This is a genomic window from Shuttleworthella sp. MSX8B (genome assembly GCF_000524295.1).
Classification (GTDB): domain Bacteria; phylum Bacillota; class Clostridia; order Lachnospirales; family Lachnospiraceae; genus Shuttleworthia; species Shuttleworthia satelles.
On sequence record NZ_JAQT01000011.1, the window covers coordinates 1 to 19,505 of the forward strand.

Annotated in this window: 16 protein-coding genes, 1 tRNA gene and 1 pseudogene; 14 read left to right on the top strand and 4 right to left on the bottom strand. The window is 52.1% G+C overall.

Annotated elements, in window-relative coordinates:
• Positions 1-127, top strand: a pseudogene (locus HMPREF1508_RS10515) (IS256 family transposase); the annotation flags it as partial.
• Positions 128-169: 42 nt separating this feature from the next.
• Here HMPREF1508_RS10515 and HMPREF1508_RS02380 read toward each other — a convergent pair.
• From HMPREF1508_RS02380 to HMPREF1508_RS02390, 3 genes are read right to left on the bottom strand one after another with little or no spacing between them, the layout of a single operon-like run.
• Positions 170-934, bottom strand: a complete 765-nt coding sequence (locus HMPREF1508_RS02380; RefSeq protein ID WP_044959113.1) for an ABC transporter permease — start codon at positions 932-934, stop codon at positions 170-172.
• A gap of 13 nt (positions 935-947) precedes the next feature.
• Positions 948-1,673, bottom strand: coding sequence for an ABC transporter permease (locus HMPREF1508_RS02385; RefSeq protein WP_044959115.1), 726 nt, complete (start codon positions 1,671-1,673; stop codon positions 948-950).
• On the bottom strand, positions 1,670-2,434 hold the full coding sequence (locus tag HMPREF1508_RS02390) for an ABC transporter ATP-binding protein (protein WP_044959117.1): 765 nt from the start codon (positions 2,432-2,434) through the stop codon (positions 1,670-1,672). The genes HMPREF1508_RS02385 and HMPREF1508_RS02390 overlap by 4 nt, the downstream gene beginning before the upstream one ends.
• A 162-nt stretch (positions 2,435-2,596) precedes the next feature.
• Here HMPREF1508_RS02390 and HMPREF1508_RS02395 point away from each other — a divergent pair, with 162 nt between their 5' ends.
• The 11 genes from HMPREF1508_RS02395 to HMPREF1508_RS10340 all read left to right on the top strand — a co-directional run bounded on the left by HMPREF1508_RS02395 (position 2,597) and on the right by HMPREF1508_RS10340 (position 15,599).
• Complete coding sequence (locus tag HMPREF1508_RS02395; RefSeq protein WP_044959119.1) at positions 2,597-3,298, top strand: response regulator transcription factor; 702 nt, start codon at positions 2,597-2,599, stop codon at positions 3,296-3,298.
• A 4-nt stretch (positions 3,299-3,302) separates the two neighbouring features.
• Positions 3,303-4,664, top strand: coding sequence for a sensor histidine kinase (locus HMPREF1508_RS02400; RefSeq protein WP_044959121.1), 1,362 nt, complete (start codon positions 3,303-3,305; stop codon positions 4,662-4,664).
• A 244-nt stretch (positions 4,665-4,908) separates the two neighbouring features.
• Entirely contained in the window at positions 4,909-7,527 is a 2,619-nt protein-coding gene (locus HMPREF1508_RS02405) for a glycoside hydrolase family 3 protein (protein ID WP_044959122.1), read from the top strand.
• Positions 7,528-7,872: 345 nt separating this feature from the next.
• Positions 7,873-9,030 (top strand): bifunctional glycosyltransferase family 2/GtrA family protein, encoded by a 1,158-nt coding sequence (locus tag HMPREF1508_RS02410; protein ID WP_044959124.1) that lies wholly within the window; start codon positions 7,873-7,875, stop codon positions 9,028-9,030.
• Positions 9,020-10,120 carry a phosphodiester glycosidase family protein gene (locus tag HMPREF1508_RS02415; protein WP_198015547.1) on the top strand — a complete coding sequence of 367 codons (1,101 nt, stop codon included), beginning with the start codon at positions 9,020-9,022 and terminating at the stop codon, positions 10,118-10,120. Before HMPREF1508_RS02410 ends, HMPREF1508_RS02415 begins: the two co-directional genes overlap by 11 nt.
• 25 nt (positions 10,121-10,145) lie before the next feature.
• Entirely contained in the window at positions 10,146-10,682 is a 537-nt protein-coding gene (locus HMPREF1508_RS02420; protein ID WP_044959125.1) for a hypothetical protein, read from the top strand.
• Positions 10,683-10,754: 72 nt separating this feature from the next.
• Positions 10,755-11,606 (top strand): class B sortase, encoded by an 852-nt coding sequence (locus HMPREF1508_RS02425; protein ID WP_044959127.1) that lies wholly within the window; start codon positions 10,755-10,757, stop codon positions 11,604-11,606.
• A gap of 309 nt (positions 11,607-11,915) precedes the next feature.
• On the top strand, positions 11,916-13,415 hold the full coding sequence (locus HMPREF1508_RS02435) for an efflux RND transporter periplasmic adaptor subunit (RefSeq protein WP_044959131.1): 1,500 nt from the start codon (positions 11,916-11,918) through the stop codon (positions 13,413-13,415).
• Positions 13,415-14,107 (top strand): ABC transporter ATP-binding protein, encoded by a 693-nt coding sequence (locus HMPREF1508_RS02440; RefSeq protein ID WP_044959134.1) that lies wholly within the window; start codon positions 13,415-13,417, stop codon positions 14,105-14,107. The genes HMPREF1508_RS02435 and HMPREF1508_RS02440 overlap by 1 nt, the downstream gene beginning before the upstream one ends.
• A complete protein-coding gene (locus HMPREF1508_RS02445; protein ID WP_044959137.1) occupies positions 14,107-15,438 on the top strand; it encodes an ABC transporter permease in 1,332 nt (443 codons plus the stop codon). The genes HMPREF1508_RS02440 and HMPREF1508_RS02445 overlap by 1 nt, the downstream gene beginning before the upstream one ends.
• Positions 15,435-15,599, top strand: a complete 165-nt coding sequence (locus HMPREF1508_RS10340) for a hypothetical protein (RefSeq protein WP_198015548.1) — start codon at positions 15,435-15,437, stop codon at positions 15,597-15,599. The genes HMPREF1508_RS02445 and HMPREF1508_RS10340 overlap by 4 nt, the downstream gene beginning before the upstream one ends.
• A gap of 6 nt (positions 15,600-15,605) precedes the next feature.
• On the opposite strand, the gene HMPREF1508_RS02450 is transcribed toward HMPREF1508_RS10340, so the two are convergent.
• Positions 15,606-16,652, bottom strand: coding sequence for an aldose epimerase family protein (locus HMPREF1508_RS02450; protein ID WP_044959140.1), 1,047 nt, complete (start codon positions 16,650-16,652; stop codon positions 15,606-15,608).
• A 310-nt stretch (positions 16,653-16,962) separates the two neighbouring features.
• Between HMPREF1508_RS02450 and HMPREF1508_RS02455 the strand changes: the two genes are divergently transcribed.
• Both HMPREF1508_RS02455 and HMPREF1508_RS02460 read left to right on the top strand, forming a co-directional pair.
• A complete protein-coding gene (locus HMPREF1508_RS02455) occupies positions 16,963-19,278 on the top strand; it encodes a transglycosylase domain-containing protein (RefSeq protein ID WP_242834482.1) in 2,316 nt (771 codons plus the stop codon).
• Between the two features lie 102 nt (positions 19,279-19,380).
• Positions 19,381-19,454, top strand: a tRNA-Pro gene (locus tag HMPREF1508_RS02460).
• Positions 19,455-19,505: the final 51 nt, after the last annotated feature.

The following is a 19,505-nucleotide window of genomic DNA, read 5'->3' on the forward strand; positions in this document are numbered from 1 at the left end:
CATTGCCGCCATATATAAAAAGATGAGTGAGAAGCAAAAACTAGAAAAAAATCTTTCGATATGGGGAGATGCTATTGTTTGGAGCGATTTCCATAAGGTGGACAGATTCTATGATCAATGGGATTAGCCATCAACACGTTTTGTCCTATAACCCGTGATTTCTGATAATTTACCTCATTTCTTTTTTCCCAAACTGGGTAACTGCCAATACGAAACACAGAACAAACATTACAACCGCACATGGCAGGAAGGGAAGCATCTCGAAAGCAGCGCCGGATGTTTCTGCCGTAAAGTCATAGAGCAAGCAAGATACAAGATAACCACTGTAACAATACGGGTAAACAATCCACAGCGGCGTGTTCGCAACCAATACGCCAGGAATAATAAGTAACAAATTCAATCCCACAGAAAGAATCGGCTTTTCAAACAGCACAGTAATTGCCCACATAGCTGCAATGCTCGGCAGCATTGTCAGAAACAAGCCCAGGCACCGTTGCAGCAGATACAGGACCGGTAAGGCTTCTGTCACTCCCATTGTCTGTGTTGCAAGCATCCCGGCAATTAGGAAGACGACAAGAAAGACCACTACTTCCATGAACAGATAAAATACCAGCACGCAGAACTTGGCAATGGAAAGCGCATATCGGCTGATTGGCAAAGCCAGCATTTTCAGAATACCATTATTTCCAGTTTCCCGACCTGCAATCATCACACAGACAACGATCATACTGAGTGGTAACAGATAATACGCATAAAGCAGTGTACTTTGAATGAACATGGCAGACCATGCGTTTGTAGATTCCGGGGTAAAATGGTGGCTTAGGCTTGCAACACCGGTTGTAACCACTAGTAGAGGTGCAATAAAGATCAGGGGTACGATCTTTGATCGTTTTACTTTTATAAACTCGATTTTGAGTAAATCACAAAAGCTCATTTTCTCATTCCTCCTACTCGTAGCGTCTATACTTCGCCAACCACAAACCCATGGCAAGGAAAAACAGTGTTTCCGCCAAAGCGACAAGTGTAACCGTCGGATCAGGCTGGGCGCTCATGGCTACCGCCGGTTTGAGAATGACCACAAAAGGATGCAGCAACAGAAGAGTCAGATCGGAATTTGCAAGAGCCATACCGCTTAAAAACCCGGCGATACCAATGCCAAGCGGCACCCACATATTTTCGAAACGCGAGGAAACCAACAGCATAAAGGACAACACCGGCATGGATGTGATAAAAGAATATCCGGCAAAGCAAAGCAAGGCACCCATTTTAAATGTTCCGTCCGGCAGATCCGCCATGCCGATTCGTGCAAGCGTCAAGTTTTGCAGCACGATTGCAAGCAAAAACATAACCGTCAGAAGTAAAAATTTGCATAGATACATTGTCGGGACACTTACAGGAAGCATATACATCTTCCTGACAGCATTCCCCTTAAACTCCATGTTGTAGATTATGCAGGTAGCAACAAGGATACCGAACAGATTCAAAACCAGAATCATGCCGTAAAGCTGGGTAAGCAGGACATCCATAGGAGCCAGCGGAAGATTTAGAAGTGCCTCTTTCCGCACAAGGAAATTAACAAACGCGTAGACGGCTCCCAAAACACCAACAGCCAGCAGGACAGGAATCACGCCGGTACGCTTTTCTTTCCGAAGTTCGATTGCCAGAATTTTCATAATCTAGCCCTCCGTTTTCTCTCTGTATTGTCCTTTTCAACGATAGAAAGGAAAACATCTTCCAAATTGTCCGCAGCGAAACCGGATTGCAGGGCATATTGACGCAGATCATTCATACTTCCCTCAAACAAAAGTCGTCCGTGGTTTAGAATACCAATATCATCCGCAATTAATTCGATTTCAGACAACATATGGGACGAGATCAGCACCGTACAGTTATAAAGACTGGGCAAGGATTTTACCAGATTGCGGATTTCGTGAATACCGGACGGATCAAGACCGTTGGTAGGTTCATCCAGAATCAGGATTGGCGGGCGCCCCAGAAGTGCTCCGGCAAGACCCAAACGCTGTTTCATACCCAGTGAATATTTTTTGGCCAGCCGGTCACCGAATTCGGTCAACCCTACCAGGTCCAGGGCATCCTCCACATCGGTTTTCGACAAGTCTAAAATGCGACGAATAATATCGAGATTTTCCCGACCGGTCAGATTTGCATAGAAGGACGGCGCTTCAATGAAAGAACCGATTTCTTTGAGAATGCTAATCCGATCACCCGGAAACTGCTTATTATCAATGGTAAAGTTGCCCTTTGTCGGTGCCGTCAGGCCCAGCAGCATTTTCATAGTTGTGGATTTTCCCGCGCCATTGGGACCAAGGAAACCATAAATGCTGCCCTTGCGAATATGAAGTGAAACATTGTTGACCGAAGTAAAATTCTTATACTTCTTTGTCAACTGTTCCGTTGTAATGATATAGTCCATAGAAATATCTCCTTTCGATGCTTTTATGGTTTTATGGTATAACTGCAACCTGACATCTACATTCTCCCGTCCTTACTTTTACCTTACTTTTTAAGGGATGAGACCGCAGAATATACGCCGATGATATAATGAAAATCAGGGAATCAGATTGGAGAAAACGCTATGGACAATTCCTTTTTGCACACTAAGAGGCTCCTGTTGGTAGATGATGAACAGGAGTTATTGAAGATGGTAACGGATATATTGAAAGATGCAGGATTTGAAACGATCTTTACGGCTGCGTCTGTCAAAGAGGCTATTTTAATCGCAAAAAAAGAAAATCCTGATTTCATTGTTCTGGATGTCATGCTGCCGGATGGAGACGGCTTTTCTCTGATGCAGCAGCTCCGTACGATTAGTAATGTACCGATCATTTTCCTGACAGCAAAAGACGAGGCAACAGATAAATTATCGGGCTTGGGTCTTGGTGCAGATGATTATATTTCAAAGCCTTTTATGCCGCAGGAATTATTACTGCGTATCTATGCGGTACTGCGTCGCGCCTATAAAGAGGATGCGCCGCTGCTTGTTTTAGACGGATGTACGATTGATTTTAGCCGGGCCGAAGTTCATAAGGGCAGCGAAATTATTTCCTTAACCGCCAAAGAACACACCTTACTCGAAACACTTGCCCACAATGAAGGAAAGATTGTTACCGTGGATGCGCTTTGTGAAGCGCTATGGGGAGATAATCCCTTTGGCTATGAAAACAGCCTTAATGCTCATATCCGGCGCGTCCGGGAAAAGATCGAAACCGACCCGTCAAAGCCTGTGTCCCTGATAACGATTAAAGGGTTAGGTTACAAATTGACAGCAAGAAAGTGATGTTATGAGATCATTTGCAAATTATATATCGAAACACCTCATATCTTTTGCCGCCTTTATCTTGATATTGCTGTTGCTTAACGCAGTAATATTCACTTTGACATTTCAAAAGATGGTGACCGAGGATTATGGAGATTCATCTCCGCAATCCATGTTGAAAATGACTGCTGCTGCCGCCACGCCGGAACAAGTGTCGGAAAATGCGCTGCAAAAGCTCCGGCAGAATCATATTTGGGCGCTTTATCTAAACGCAGATGGAAAATGTTATTGGTCGATTGATCTGCCCGATGAAGTACCGAAAAGCTATACCATCCAAGATGTTGCACTGTTTTCAAAAGGATATATTGAGGATTACCCGGTTTTTGTCTGGAACACCGATGACGGGCTGCTGATATTGGGGTATCCAAAAGACAGTTATACAAAACTCACCAGCAATTATTATTCTATTGCTATACTCAGGCGATTCCCTGTCTTTGCATTGGGAATGTTTGCATTGGATGTTCTATGTCTCTTTTTGGCCTATTATTTTTCTAAACGTAAAATCGTTCGCAGCACCGAACCGATTGTGTCTGCTATAGAAACTCTAGCGGACGGAAAAACAGTTTCCCTTCACATCAGCGGCGAACTATCGGAAATTGCCAGTAGCGTGACCAAGGCTTCTTCTATTTTGAACAGACAAAATGAGGCACGCGCAAACTGGATCAGCGGTATTTCTCACGACATCCGCACACCTCTCTCCATGATTATGGGGTATGCGGGCCGCATTGCAGAAAATGAAACTGCCAGCAGGACCATTCGGGAACAGGCAGAAATCGTACGGAAACAAAGCGTAAAGATCAAAGAGCTGGTAAGGGATTTGAATTTAGTATCGCAGTTGGAATATGAAATGCAACCGCTTCATAAAGAAGAAATTCGCTTATCCAAATTACTGCGCTCCTATGTAGCTGACTTGTTGAATACAGGAGTTGCCGACAGCTATCATATCAGAATTGAGATTACTCCTGATTCCGAAAATACTGTATTAAAATGTGATACCAGATTGATTTTACGAGCTGTGAACAACCTTGTTCAGAACAGCATGAAATACAATCCGCAGGGCTGTGAAATCTGCCTTTCTCTTGCAATATCCAACAATAAACTTATCCTGGCGGTTACAGATAACGGAATAGGAATGTCTGCGGAGAAACTGCAGGAGATGGAAGAAAAGCCTCATTATATGAAAAGCACAGATGAACGACTTGATTTGAGGCATGGACTTGGGCTGCTGATTGTCCAACAGATCGTCGAAGCCCATCAAGGAGATTTTGCGATTGTATCTGTTTTCCCACACGGGTGCAGAGCAACATTGACTTTCCCCTCCTCATGAAAAACAAGCCCAAAGAAGTATCTGTTCTCCTGCAAATATCCTTGTATTTCAAACGATTTGCGGGTTAGTTCTCAAAGTTTACAGGTAAATTTACAGGACTCTGTGTTACTCTTATTCATATCAAAGCAATATCCGTGAGAGATCATTTCATCGTTTATGAAAACTGAAGTTTTTATGGAGGAAATTCTATATCATATAGGAAATCATATCGGAACAATGAGGTAGATTAGAAATGAGGTGAGGAATGGCGAAACTTTATGCAAGCAGAAGTCCAGAGGTCTCTGAGAGGGAGAGGCGCAACGGAGAACGCTCTCGGCGAATTGCAAGCCAGGGAATGGTTCTCCTGGAGAATAACGGTACCCTTCCGCTGCGAGAGACATCTGGGAATATCGCTCTCTATGGCAATGGAGCGCGGCGCACGATTAAGGGAGGGACCGGATCCGGCGATGTCAACAGCCGTGAGATCGTCAACGTTGAGATGGGACTGGAGAATGCCGGTTATCAGGTTGTCACGAAGGAGTGGATTGATCGCGACTGTCAGAATGTGGCAGCCGCGCTGCGCCAGTATCAGGAGAAAATCACTGCCAACCTGCGCGGGAATGGTCAGAGCGCAATTATGGATATTTTCACGAACCCTTTTATTGAGCCGGCAATTGTGTCTGTTGAGGATGACGATATCAAGACGGATTTGACAGATACGGCCATATATGTCCTCTCAAGGAATTCAGGAGAGGGAGCGGATCGCCGGCTTGATCCGGGACAATATTATCTCTTCGAAGAGGAGATTGAGGCCTTGAAGAAGCTGGCCGTCGCATATGAGAATCTGATTTTGGTTCTTAATGTAGGCGGGGTCATTGATATGAAGGCAATCAAATCCATTCCGGGGATAGATGCGGTTCTTCTTATGTCCCAGGCCGGCAATTATGGGGGTTATGCTCTGGCCGATGTTCTGACCGGAAAGGAAACACCCTCTGGTCATCTGACCACAAGCTGGCCGGTCAATTATGAAGATACGCCGATTGCCGACAGCTTCAGCTATCGGAATGGAGATCTGGATGATGAGTACTACACCGAGGGAATTTACGTAGGTTATCGGTACTATGACAGTTTTAATGTGACCCCGCAATATCCCTTTGGCTATGGTAAGTCCTATACGAAGTTCCGACTTGAGGCAAATGACATCGAGCTTGATGGGGATACCATTCGTCTGCAGGTAAGAATAATCAATGCGGGAGATCGCTATGCGGGCCGGGGTCTGGCGCAGGTCTATGTCTCCGCGCCCGCCGGAAGGCTGGAGAAGCCCTACCAGGAGTTGAGGGGTTATGCCAAATCCACCCTTTTAGAGCCAGGCGCTTATCAGGATCTGTCTATCGAGATCCCAACCAGATCGCTGGCTTCCTATGATGAGGAGAAGGCCGCCTGGATCCTGGAGTCCGGAGATTATCTGATCCGCCTTGGTCAGCACTCCAGAGACAGCCGGGTTGTCGCAAGGATTCACCTGGATCGGGAAGTAGTTACGGAACACCTGTCCAATCGCCTGCCTTTGGATTGCCGAATGCAGGAGCTGTCCAGAACAGGTGTCAGGCCCTATTCCTATCCTGATGAGGAGGCAGAGATTGCCAATGCCCTGGTTTTGGAGCTTATGGCAGAGGAGATAGACAGCCGCAGGGTGACTTATTCCAAACTACCGAAAGAGATTCCCCTGCGTGCGGCGCAGACAAGGCGGTTGACTTTAAAGCAGGTGAGAGAGGGGCAGATTTGTCTGGAGGATTTCCTCGGGCAGCTGCGTCCGGAGGAATTGGCCGCTCTTTGCGTCGGAAGTCAGCGAGGACAGTTTGGTGCCTCAGGTCCTCAGATCGGCGCATCATCGACTGCGGTTGTCGGCGCGGCCGGGGATACGACATCTCTTCTGATCGATGATTGCGGAGTTCGCAATCTGGTGACTGCGGATGGGCCGGCAGGACTTCGCCTGTCCAAAAGCTTCAAGGCAGATACGAAGGGGAATGTCCTGACCTCCGGTATGGCAATCCCAGGCTTTGAGTTTCTGGAGACTCTGGCTCCCAAGCCGGAGATACCCGCTGACGCGATAGACTACTATCAATACACGACGGCGATTCCCATCGCGACGCTCCTGGCACAGACCTGGGATCTGCATCTGATTGAAGAGGCAGGCGATATTGTGGGTGAGGAGATGGAAGAGCTGGGTGTCGACCTCTGGCTTGCTCCCGGCATGAATATTCATCGCTCTCCCCTCTGCGGTCGCAATTTCGAATATTATTCAGAGGACCCGCTGATCACCGGGAAATGCGCTGCGGCCGATACCCTGGGCGTGCAGAAACATAAGAGTGCAGGCACGACGATCAAGCATTTTGCCTTTAACAATCAGGAGGATAATCGAAATCATGTCAACTCTCATGTCAGTGAGAGGGCTGCTCGCGAGATCTACCTCAGGGGCTTTCAGATTGCGGTTGAGACTGCGCACCCCTGTTCGATTATGACTTCCTATAACCTGATCAATGGGGAGCATACGGCAAACAGCTACGATCTTCTGACGGCCATTGCCCGAGATGAGTGGGGATTTGACGGAATCATCATGACGGACTGGGGGACGACAGGCAGTATGGGGCAGTTGGATCCCGGCGGTAATTCCAGTGAGAGAAAGTATGGCGATTCCTATGCGTCAGGCTGTGTCAAGGCTGGAAATGACCTGACCATGCCTGGCAGTCAGGAGGATGTCGACGATATTTTGAATGCCCTTGGAAAGAAGGAGGGGGAAGTTCCCTATCCTTTGACGCTGGCGGAACTGCAGAGAGCCGCGGGCAATATGCTGAAGCTGATTCTGCGTATGGACCGGCCGATATAATCTGGGCGGGCTTCCCGTCTATGGTTCCCTTTTCCTTCTCGCGGCAGTGCTTACAGGCGGTCTGGTTGCGAAGAAGAGAAGACAGGCAAGATAAGAGAGTATGTAAAGTCGCAAAAAGAGAATTTAGTTGTGATCAGAAAGAGCGTTTGAGTCGTTTGACTTAAGCGCTCTATTTTTTGGCCAGGGAGTATTCGCTTTAAGGTTCATTTAAGGGCGGGCGTCTAGTCTATGTACAAGTCAATTCGGATCGCGCGATGACGGATGAAGAAATATGAGGAGCGACCAGCTCATATCATACTGACTCCGGAGCGCGGGAAGAGAGCGAGACTTGGAAAGGAGGACGCTATGGATGACTATTTCATCTTGATCCCGGCCCATGAGCCGGACGATAGGCTCTTGGAACTTGTGGAGGAGCTGCGGGGCAGAAGCGGCTCCCTGGAGGCAAATCTGCATGTGCTGGTTGTGGATGACGGAAGCAGGAGGCCGGAGGCCCAGGCTGTCTTTCGCTGTCTTGAGGAACTGGCCGGCCAGGCTGGATCGGACTCCGATTCCATGCCTGAGACGGATGAGAGCAGGACAAAGACGAGGGAGAGCAGGGCGGAGACGGGATTTCGCCTGATGCTCCTTCGGCATCCGCAGAATCGGGGAAAGGGAGCTGCTCTTCGCACAGGTCTTGCCTATTTGAGACGGCTGGTTGAGAAGCCCGGCGTTGTGGTCTTAATGGACGCAGATGGACAGCACAGGCCGGACGATGCCCTGCATCTGGCTCACCGCTGCCTGTATGGGGCCAACGGACTCTACCTGGGGAGCCGGCATTTTTCCGGGGAAATCCCACTGCGCAGTAAGCTGGGAAACCGGTTGACCTGTCAGGTCTTTGCTCTGGTGACAGGGCAGAAGGTCTCGGACACGCAGACGGGACTGCGGGCCTTCTGTACGGCCTACATTCCGAAAATGTGCAAGATCGGCGGAGAGCGGTATGAGTACGAGATGCGCATGCTCTTAGAATTTGCCGGAGATCGGATCCCCATTTATGAGATCCCGATCGAGACAATCTATGAGAACAATAATGCCGGCAGTCACTTCCATGCGGTGAGGGACTCCATTCGCATCTACAGGGTGATTTTCGAGCAGATCATCTCCTTTGCCGGAGTTTCTCTCGCGTCCTTTGGGCTGGACTATCTGCTCTATGCCCTGATGACATTGATGATTCCTGTCGTCGGGGCTAACGTCCTGGCCCGTCTGATCAGCGCGGCCTTTAATTACAGTCTGAACCGGAAGCTCGTTTTCCATCATCGGGGCAGGCTGGGAAGAAGTTTCAGCCGCTATGCGTTGACGGCTGTCCTGGTGCTTTGCGCTGACACATGTCTGGTCTATGGGCTGACCGCACTTGGGCTGGGGGCACTGACCGCCAAGCTGATCGCGGAACCGACCATCTTTATCTTCAGCTATCTGGTCCAGAAGAACTTTGTATTTGTGAGAAAGGAGGTGCCCTATGTGGCCTGAGAAGAAAAAAATAGAGGACGAATTTCAGGAGGGCAGAGAAGGTAAGAATCCCGGATCAGGGACTCAGAAGAAATCAGACGGCGGAAAGGGCCGGGGACTGGCAGGAAGAAGATTTCGTATCGCTTCGACGGCCCTTTTGATCGCCTTCAGCAGCTATTTTCTCCTGGATACCTTTGTCCTGGCCCGTTCCTATGCCGCGTCCAGCCAGAGCTCTCTCAGCAGCTCGGAATTCGCCAGTCTGAAATCGTCAGGCAGCTCCGGGAGCTCTTCATCCTCCTCAGGGAATTCAAAGAGCAGCTCCAGTCAGACGACCGGGACCTTGACGGAGGGGAGCAGCGGAAGCGGAGTGTATGCTGACGCGACGGTTGTAGGGACTTATTCGGACGACAATGTGACCATTACGGTATACCGCTTCTATGAGAACAGTACCTATATCTATGTGGCGGATGTTCAGGTCAGCTCAGCGGAATACATCAAGAGCGCCTTCGCCCAGGGGACCTACGGAAAGAACGTGACAGCCAAGACATCCAGCATCGCTGACAGCGTCGGAGCGATCCTCGCGATTAATGGCGACTACTACGGGGCCCAGGAATCCGGCTATGTGGTTCGCAACGGCGTTGTCTACCGGTCTACAGCTGACAGCGATGATCAGGTCCTGGCTATTGGGACAGATGGATCCATGAAGGTGGTTAATGCCTCCGACGCGACAGCGCAGGAGCTGGTTGATCAAGGGGCCTGGCAGGTCTATAGCTTTGGACCGGGTCTGATTCAGGACGGCAATGTCACTGTGACGGTCAATTCCGAGGTGGGCAAGGCCATGGCCTCCAACCCGAGAACCGCGATCGGCCAGGTCGGACAGGGTCACTATGTCTTTGTGGTCTCTGATGGGCGTAGCAGCGAGAGCCAGGGACTCTCCCTCTACCAACTGGCCCAGTTCATGAAATCTCTTGGGGCCACAACGGCCTACAATCTGGACGGCGGAGGATCCTCCACCATGGTCTTCCAGGGTAAGGTAATCAACAATCCCACAACAACGGGACACGGAACGAGTGAGAGGAGTGTGAGCGACATTGTCTACATCGGAAGCTAAGAAAAGAAGCAGAAACTATGGACTTATGACCGGATTTATCCTGGCCTTCGGACTGATTTACGAGTGTTTCAGTTATGGAGTGTATGCCCCGGCCATGTATTTGGCCTTCCTGATTCCCCTTTTGGGAGGTCTGGTTCCAAGCCTGATTCTCTGGTCCGGGGTCAAGGGTCATCGCAGAGGCCGAATCGGAGCTGATCCCGGAGAAGACGCGGATGCGGGGACAATGGCCGGCTTGAGGCAAAAAGGAGGCCATGGCGTCGGAAGGGCGATTTCTTCCCTGACCAGAAGTATCTGGGACGCCGCGGTACTGACTCTGACCCTGGGAAGCCTTCTGAGCGGAGTCCTTGCCATTTACGGGACAAGCAACCGCCTTATTCTGGCATACTGGCTGGCCGCAGGCGGATTGACAGCACTGGCTCTTTTCTCTCTCGCCCGGGATCTGAGGGCAAAGAAAACCCCGGATGTCTCCCTGTCTCTGTCGAGAGCCTACTCCCCGAATCCGGGCCGGGCAGACAAAAGGGATCCCGCGAACCTGGAATACGTCTGGGAACAGGCGGATTGACTTTGCCCAATCGATTGATTAGAATGGGTTCTATTCACAAAACATTCATAAATGCAATTGATTGGAAGTTCTATGAGAGAAATAAAGCAGGAGCCAAAGAAGGAGAAGAGGAAGAAGTCGGGAATTGTCTATAACATCCTGATCGCTGTCTGTTTCCTGGTAATCGTATATTCAGGGGGGAGGATCCTCCTGACGCTGAAGGATTATCATGACTCGGAGCAGGTGTACCAGAACGCCAGGGGCGCGGTCACTGTGGCGGATTCATCGAAAGAACAGGCCAAGGAGTGGTATCAGCAGGTGATGGTCGACTTCCCCGAGTTGCTCAAGCAGAATGACACGGTCAAGGCCTGGATCTATATGGAGAACAATGACCACGTCAATTATCCGGTGCTCTACAAGGAGAATGATGATAATTACTGGCTGCGAAAGTCCATGGACGGCAAGTACGCGATTGCCGGCTCCATCTTCCTGGAGGGGAAGAACCGGCCGAACTTCGAGGACTACCACTCCCTGGTCTACGGGCACCAGATGAATAACAAGACCATGTTCGGGAGTCTGAGCGACTACAAGGATGATCCGAATTATTACCAGGATCATCAGTATTTTCAGATTATCCGGGGAGATGTGGTCTATCGCTATCAGGTCTTTGCGTGGTCCGACCAGAACGAGAACAGCGATGTCTATGCCGTCTTTAAGGACAAGGGAGAGGATTACGCCAACCATCTGAAGCTTCTAGAGAAGGACGCCATGACTAAGACGGACGTGCAGGTCAGTGCGGATGATAAGGTGGTGACCCTGTCTACCTGCTCTAAGACGTCTGACCGCTTCATTGTCAGCGGAAAGCGGGTGGCCGCCTATGTATACGCGTCCGGACAATTGTTAGATGAAGCGCAGGCCAATGCCTACGAGAGCCAAAATCCCTGATGGCTGGCCAGACACCTCTGTGTCGTGGCTTTAAAATTGAATAGGAAGCCAGGGGCTGTGAGAATTGCGCGAACGCGTTTTCACGGTTCCTTTTTCTTGTGTCCAGGGGAAAAGGATGTCTATAATAGACAGTAAATCAGCGGAGGACAGCCTGCTGGGAAAGCATATCAGACAAGGCCAGGGGCTGCACAGACCGGGCGTAGCCCTGAAGGCAGCAGGCCAGAAGCCTGGCGCGGAAGATGGAAGGTTGGAGGTAGCAGGCGGGGGTTTGACATTAGCCTGGAATCCTGGAATATCGTGAGGCTTATTATGAAGGCGAGATTCATACAGTTTTGGAAGAAGCACAGGAAATTGCTTGTTTTTCTGATCATCGTTTTAGCTCTGGTCATCGCTGCCATCGTCCGCGCGCAGTTCGGTAAGAAGGCCGCAGATAAGGAGCCGAAGACAGAGACGATTTCCAGACGGACGATCGTCAAGTCGGTCACGGGAAGCGGCAAGGTGACCTCTGTGCAGAGTCAGGATCTGACCAGTGATCTTCTGGCCAGCCCGATCAAGACCGTAAATGTCAAGGTGGGGGACCGGGTCAGGGCCGGTCAGCTGATCGCGCAGATGGATACCAGCCGCCTGGAGGCCAGCCGCGACAGTCTGAAGGAGCAGATCCGGTCTGCCCGTCAGGCACAGAAGGAGACGGAGACACAGCTGGCTCAGCAGGCAGCCCAGGCGAAGCAGAGCCAGCTGCAGGGAATCGAGGAGAAGCTGGAGGAGGTCAGGAGCAGAAAAGACCAGGCAGAGAAGAGTCTGAGCCAGGCCCAGGACAAGCTGAAGCGGGATTTGGAGACAGGAAGCGGAGCGGACGCGGCCACGCTGGCGGCAGACCGGGTCCAGGTTGAGCAGAGCCAGGCAGCCCTGACGGCCCTTCAGGCACAGGAAACAGCGCTGCAGGCTCAGTTGGAGGCTCTTGAAAATGCACCGTCTGCCGACTTGTCCTCTCTGGGGAATGCCGGATCCTCTGTCACAGAGTCAAGTATATCAAGCTTGCAGAATCAGCTGGATCAACTGCAGCAGCAGATTGACAAGGGCGCGATACGAGCCTCTATGGACGGACTGGTGACGCAGGTGAAGGCGGAAGCGGGCAAGACCTACAGCGGCGGCACCATTGCCAGGATCGAAGACGACTCCTCCTTCCAGATTTTAGCAACGGTCGCGGAGGCGGACATCCCCGATGTTCAGGCGGGGATGGCGGTCAAGGTCAAGACGGACGCGACTGGGGAGGCGGAACTGGACGGCAATGTGACGGCGGTCGCCCCGGCGGCCGGATCTTCCTCCTCCGGGACAGGACTTGGTGGGCTGGGCTCAATCGGAGGACTGGATCTGGGAAGTCTCAGTGGCCTGGGAGATCTTGCGGGAGCTTCTTCCGGATCTTCCTCCTCCGGTTTTACAGTGACAATTGCCCTTCCTGCCGGAAATGATCGCCTGCGCCTGGGGATGAATGCGGATGTCAGCATTATCACCTCTTCGGCGCCTGACGCCCTCAGCGTCCCCTTTGAATCCGTGCAGAAGGCGGAAGACGGTAGCTCCTTCATTGAGATTATCGAGCACAAGAAGACAGGAGAGAGCGGGGATAAAAAGCAGGAGGAGATCAGCGTCAGACGGATCGCGGTCACGACAGGTCTGGAGGGCACCTACTATACCCAGATTGTCTCTGATCAGGTTCAGGAGGGGATGCAGGTCGTGGTTCCGGAGACAAAGAGTGACAATTCCGTCAATCAGCTGCTCAATTCCATGGGGGCAGGCGGAGGAGTAAACTGATGGGAGAGGTCATCCGCTTAGAGCACATTGTAAAGCGATTCTACCTGGGCCAGCCCAATGAGCTGGAGATTCTGCACGATATCAATTTTTCTGTACAGGAGGGAGAATTTGTCTCCATTGTCGGGCCCTCCGGATCCGGCAAGTCTACGCTCATGAATCTGATCGGGGTCTTAGACCGGCCCACAGAGGGGCGGTATTTTCTGGACGGGATAGATCTGAGCCGGGTCACGGACAACGATCTGTCCGATATCCGCAACAAGAAGATCGGCTTCGTCTTTCAGACCTACAATCTGATCGCCAAGACAAACGCCCAGAAGAATGTGGAGCTTCCCATGCTCTATGCCGGACTGGGACGGAGCGAGCGCAGAGCCCGGGCCAGGGAGCTTCTGGAGATGGTGGAGATGACAGACCGGGCCAGGCATTTGCCCGAGGAGCTGTCCGGCGGACAGAAACAGAGGGTGGCGATTGCCCGGGCCATGGCCAACGATCCGGCCATCATTCTGGCGGATGAACCCACCGGAGCTCTTGATACCAAGACCGGACGTCTGGTCATGGATCTGTTTCACAGGCTGCACAGGGAGCAGGGCAAGACCATTATCCTGATCACCCACTCCCCGGAGCTGGCGGCGGAAACCGATCGGATCATCGCGATTCGCGATGGTCAGATCATGGATCAGGGAGGGAGAGACTGATGCTCCTGGGAGAGAATATCCAGCTGGCATTTGCCAGTCTTAAGGCCAACAAGATACGAGCCTTCCTTACCATGCTCGGAATTATCATCGGAATCTCGGCTGTCATCGCCATTTTCACCGTGGGAAATTCCCTGACGCTCTCCATATCCGACAATATGCAGAGCGCGGGCGCCAACGACATCTATGTCAATGTCATGCCGCGCTCAGAGGAGAAGGGGGAGAGAGATCCCAGGCAGGCGGTGGACGGGATCCGCTTTGCCGGCCGGCAGACAAGAGAGAGCATGCAGGAGAGCGATTACATCAGCGACGCCATGGTCAAGGGACTGGTCGACTACCTGGGGGACAGGGTCCGGGCCGTCGTGGTCTGGGGACAGAGCGGGAATGTAAAGCTGAGTCAGAAGACGGGCAGACAGAGCGCGGACGTCAATCTTTTGGGGGTAAATGCCGGGTTTTTCTTAAATCATCCGAACAGTATTCAGGCCGGGCGAATGTTCTCGGCCGAGGATTTTACCAATCAACGCCGCGTAGCCCTGATCGCAAAGGAGACGGCGGAAAAGATGTTTGGCGACAGGATACAGGACGCTTTGAACCAGGAGATTGAGATGTCCCTGGACGGAAAGACTTACGGCGTTACGATCGTGGGAGTCTATCAGAGCGAGAGCAGAAACGCGGCGACACAGACTGCCTTCGCGGGTTCCTCTTTCTATATACCGATCGGAACCTACAATCAGATGGTGGGCAAGACGGGCGGTCGCTACCGCATGATTCAGGTTATCGCGGCGACGGGGCATGCCGATCAGCAGCTGGATCAGAAGCAGAACCAGGAGGAGCTGACTGCGGCAATTGATACGTATTTTAAGCCCTACTATCGGAACAATCCGAATTACCAGGCCAAAGCGGTCACCTTCGGCGGTCTGGTCAACATGCTGATGACCATGCTTGGGACGATTACGACAGCCATTTCCATTATTGCGGGAATTGCCCTTCTGGTGGGAGGCATTGGAGTTATGAATATCATGCTGGTCTCCGTCGCGGAGCGAACCAGGGAAATCGGGACCCGCAAGGCCCTGGGAGCCAGGAATTCCTCCATCCGGGCTCAGTTTATCGTAGAGGCCATGGTCATCTGTCTGATCGGAGGCCTGATCGGGGTCATTCTGGGAATCACCCTGGGCGTAGCGGCCTCTCAGCTTCTGGGCTATCCGGCCAGGCCGTCCCTGGGAGGGATCCTGATCGCCCTGGGATTCTCCATGGGGATCGGAATCTTCTTCGGGTATTTTCCCGCCAGCAAGGCAGCCAGGATGAATCCGATCGATGCCCTCAGATACGAGTGAGAATTCCCCGGCGGGAACAGGCAGGCAAGATGCTGACCGGACTTGCCGGCCACAGGATCGATGAGAGCATCCCTGTGGTAGAGACAGGAAAGATACTGACCACCCTTGTTGCCCATCGGGTCAATGAGAGAATCTCCGACAGGGTAAGCAGACAGAGGTAGTTTCTGTCAGATCACAGAGAAGGCAAAGACGGTTCGGCTGTGCACAGGCTGCCCCGCGTAGATCAGAGGAGAGGTAAAGCTTTCGACATTGATGGCATTGGGGAAGTACTGGGTCTCAAGGCAGACCCCGCCCTGCCTGGGATAGTGACAGCCTCCCTTGCCGATCTCACGCTCATCAATGTAGTTGCCGGTATAGAACTGGATTCCGGGCAGGTCGCTTGAGACGGTCATCCGGCGGCCGGAGACGGGATCCGAGAGAGTGGCCACGGGGCGAACCTGGCCATTGCAGTCTCGCAGAATCCAGTTGTGGTCATATCCGCCCGCATATTTCAGCTGATCATAATCTGCTTTAAAATCCCGGCCGATGGGCTTTGGCACGCGAAAGTCCATGGGACTGTCCTCAACAGAACGGATCTGTCCGTCGGGGATGGAAGCGGCGTCAGCATAGGTGAAGGCGTCGGACGGAATCTGCAGCAGCTGATCGAAGACCTGACCGGAATTGTGGCCGGCCAGGTTGAAGTAACTGTGGTTGGTCGGATTAAAGAGAGAAGTGCGATCGCAAATGCCCTCGTAGTCGATGATTAGGCGGTTGTCCTCGCTCAGCTGATAGGAAACGGTCATGGTCAGATTGCCGGGGAAACCAAGGTCCATATGAGGGCTTGTGATGGCAAATGAGATAGAATTCTCACCGGCCTCTACCAGCTGCCAGACGCGGTGGTGAAAAGAGTCGGAGCCGGAGTGCAGATTATTAACGCCGTCATTTGCCTCCAGATGATAGAGCCTTCCCTCCAGCGCAAAGGCTGCTTGGCCGATCCGGTTGGCGTTGGGGCCGACAGTGGCGCCAAAGCAGGCGAAATTGCGGAAGTAAGATTCCAGATCCCGGTAGCCCAGGACGATGTCCGCGGTCTCTCCTCTGCGGTCTGGAACATCCAGCTCCAGCAGGACAGCCCCCAGATTCATGAATTTGGCGCGCAGACCCCTCCTGTTGGAAATCGTCCAAATTCTCACTTCTTCTCCATGAGGACCTCTGCCCCAGATCTCTGACTCAGTCATTTTCCCCTCCTCGAACTTTGATTCATCAAACTCCCATAGACTTTCCGCTACTGGCTCATTTTCGGCCGACCTTGCCCTCTCATATCGCCCGGCCGGCTGTCCTTTGGCAGTGCGCTTGATCCTATTTTAAAAAGAAGCAGGGCGGTCGGCAAGAGGAGAATCCATCGCCGGCGAAGGATACAGTCGCCATATGAAAGGATCGACGCCGGGTCAGGGGAAATACGCAGGGTTTCGTCGATCAGGAAAACGCAGGCTTTTGCCGGTCAGGAAAAAGTTGCTTATATTGAAGGCAGAAGGTAAAATACGGGCTATGAGTGAGATTAAAAATAATGAACAACTGCATAGAGTCGGGAGTTCTGAGCACAGGAGCCCTGAGCACAGGAACCCCAAGCCCAACAAGCCCAAAAAGAAGAAGCGCAGAGTCTGGCGTGTGGTTCGTCTGATTCTTCTCATCCTCCTGATCATGATTGCGTTCGCTGCGATCTACCTAGTAGCGGGAGGCTACGCGAGTAAAATCATAGCCATGCACGACGAGGCGGTTCAGCTGGTGGCCAATTCCTCGGAGGAGACCTTCGAGGCCTCCCGATCCAGCTTTGTCTACGACAAGGACGGAAATGAACTGGCGGAGCTGGGGGGCAAGAAGAAGATTCAGTATGTGACCAGTGATAAGATGCCCAAGCAGGTCAAGGAGGCTTTTGTCGCTATTGAGGACAAGAGCTTCTACAGCCATCCCGGCGTCAGCCTCAAGGGAATTGCCCGCGCGGCTCTTGCCATGGTCAGAAACCACAAGGTCTCAGGGGGCGGATCCACGATTACCCAGCAGCTGGCGAGAACGGTCTTTCTGACCCAGGATAAGACCTGGGAGCGCAAGGTGGAGGAGATCTTTGTTGCCCTGGAAATGGAGAAGAAATACTCCAAGGACCAGATCCTTAACTTCTACATCAATAATGTCTATTTCATGAATGGCTTCTACGGCATCGGTACCGCGTCCCAGGGCTATTTCAGCAAGGATATCGGCGAGTTGAGCCTGGCGGAGATCACTTATCTGTGCGCCATTCCCAATCGCCCGAGCTATTATGATCCGATCAATCACCCTGAGAACACGGTCGTGAGACAGACTCTGATTCTCAAGAACATGCTCAAGGATAAAAAGATCAGCCAGGAGGAGTATGATCAGGCCACCGGGCAGCAGATCGCCCTGAATCTGTCCCAGGATCAGAAGGAGTTCCATAATTATGAGACCACCTTCGCCGAGTACTCCGCCGTGCGGGCTTTGATGACGGCGGACGGATTTGACTTCCAGTATCAGTTCAACAGCGATGATGAGCGCAAGGCCTATGAGGACAAGTACGGCAAGGAGTACGACAGCTACGCCTCCGAACTCTACACAGGCGGCTACAAGATCTACACCAGTCTGGACGCGAATTTACAGCAGTCCCTCCAGACCGCAGTGGACAAGAACATGAGCAAGCTGAGCGAGACGACGGATAAGGGCATATATGCGGCCCAGTCCGCGGGGGCCGTCATTGACAACACGACCGGGAATGTGGTTGCTATTGTCGGCGGCCGAAGCCAGGATAACATCACGACCTACACGCTGAACCGCGCCTATCGCTCCTACCGTCAGCCTGGTTCTTCCATCAAGCCCATTTTAGTCTATACGCCGGCGCTTGAGACCGGAAAGTATACGCCCGACACCCGCGTGCAGGACGCCCCCATTACCAATGGACCTCAGAACTACGGCAATTCCTATATGGGCAATGTCACATTGACCCAGGCCGTGGCCTATTCGCTGAATACGGTTGCCTGGAAGGTCTTTAAGGATGTTAAGCCGGCCAAGGGCTTGCAGTATCTCTACAAGATGCATTTCGCGGAGATATCCAAGAATGATGAGAATCTGGCGGCGGGGATCGGCGGACTGACGAACGGGGTCACAACCGTAGAGATGGCCTCGGCATACGCGGCGCTTGAGAATGACGGCAAATACCGTGAGCCGACCTGCATCGATCATATTGACGACAAGAATGGCAACACCATTTACAGGAACAACCACGGGGAGACACAGATCTATAAGTCGGATGCCGCTCATCAGATGATCACTATGATGAAGGCGGTTCTGGATTACGGAACCGGCGCAGGCCTGAAGCTGAGTAACCAGGTGGCCGCGGCCAAGTCAGGAACGACCAACGACTATAAGGACGGCTGGTTCTGCGGCTTCACACCCTATTACACCACGGCGATCTGGACCGGCTATGATACGCCCAGGTCCATGCAGAATCTGACCGGGGCCAATTACCCGGGACGGATCTGGAGGGACTTCATGACCGCGGCCCACAAGAAGCTGACTTACAAGAACTTCTCCTGGGAGACATCGAAGACGTCTTCTGACAGCAAGTCCAGCGGAAGCAGTTCAAGTCAGGAGACTGATGGGCAGAAGGAGGATAAGAAGAATTCCGCGGACAGCGACAGCAAGTCTCAGACGGATTCCACCGGGCAGGAGTCGCCCGCGTCGGAGGACAGCTCTTCGTCCAGCAGTTCAAAGGGGAAATCTTCAGAGTCAAACAGCACGAACCAGAGAGGCGGGGGCGAAACGGACAGTCCCGCCAGTCCGTCCAGCGGTCATTGACAGATAGCCTCTGACAGCGGTTGTTGATGGAATACCTCCCCCTTGCTATTTGGGGGAGGATTTGTTATTATTCAAGGGCTGATTTCCCAAGGAGGAAGTCATCGGCGTGTGGCTCAGCTTGGTAGAGCGCTACGTTCGGGACGTAGAGGTCGCAGGTTCAAATCCTGTCACGCCGACTGCTGTTAAGGAAGAGGAGTTTCGGAGGGGATCCGGAGCTCTTTTCTTAT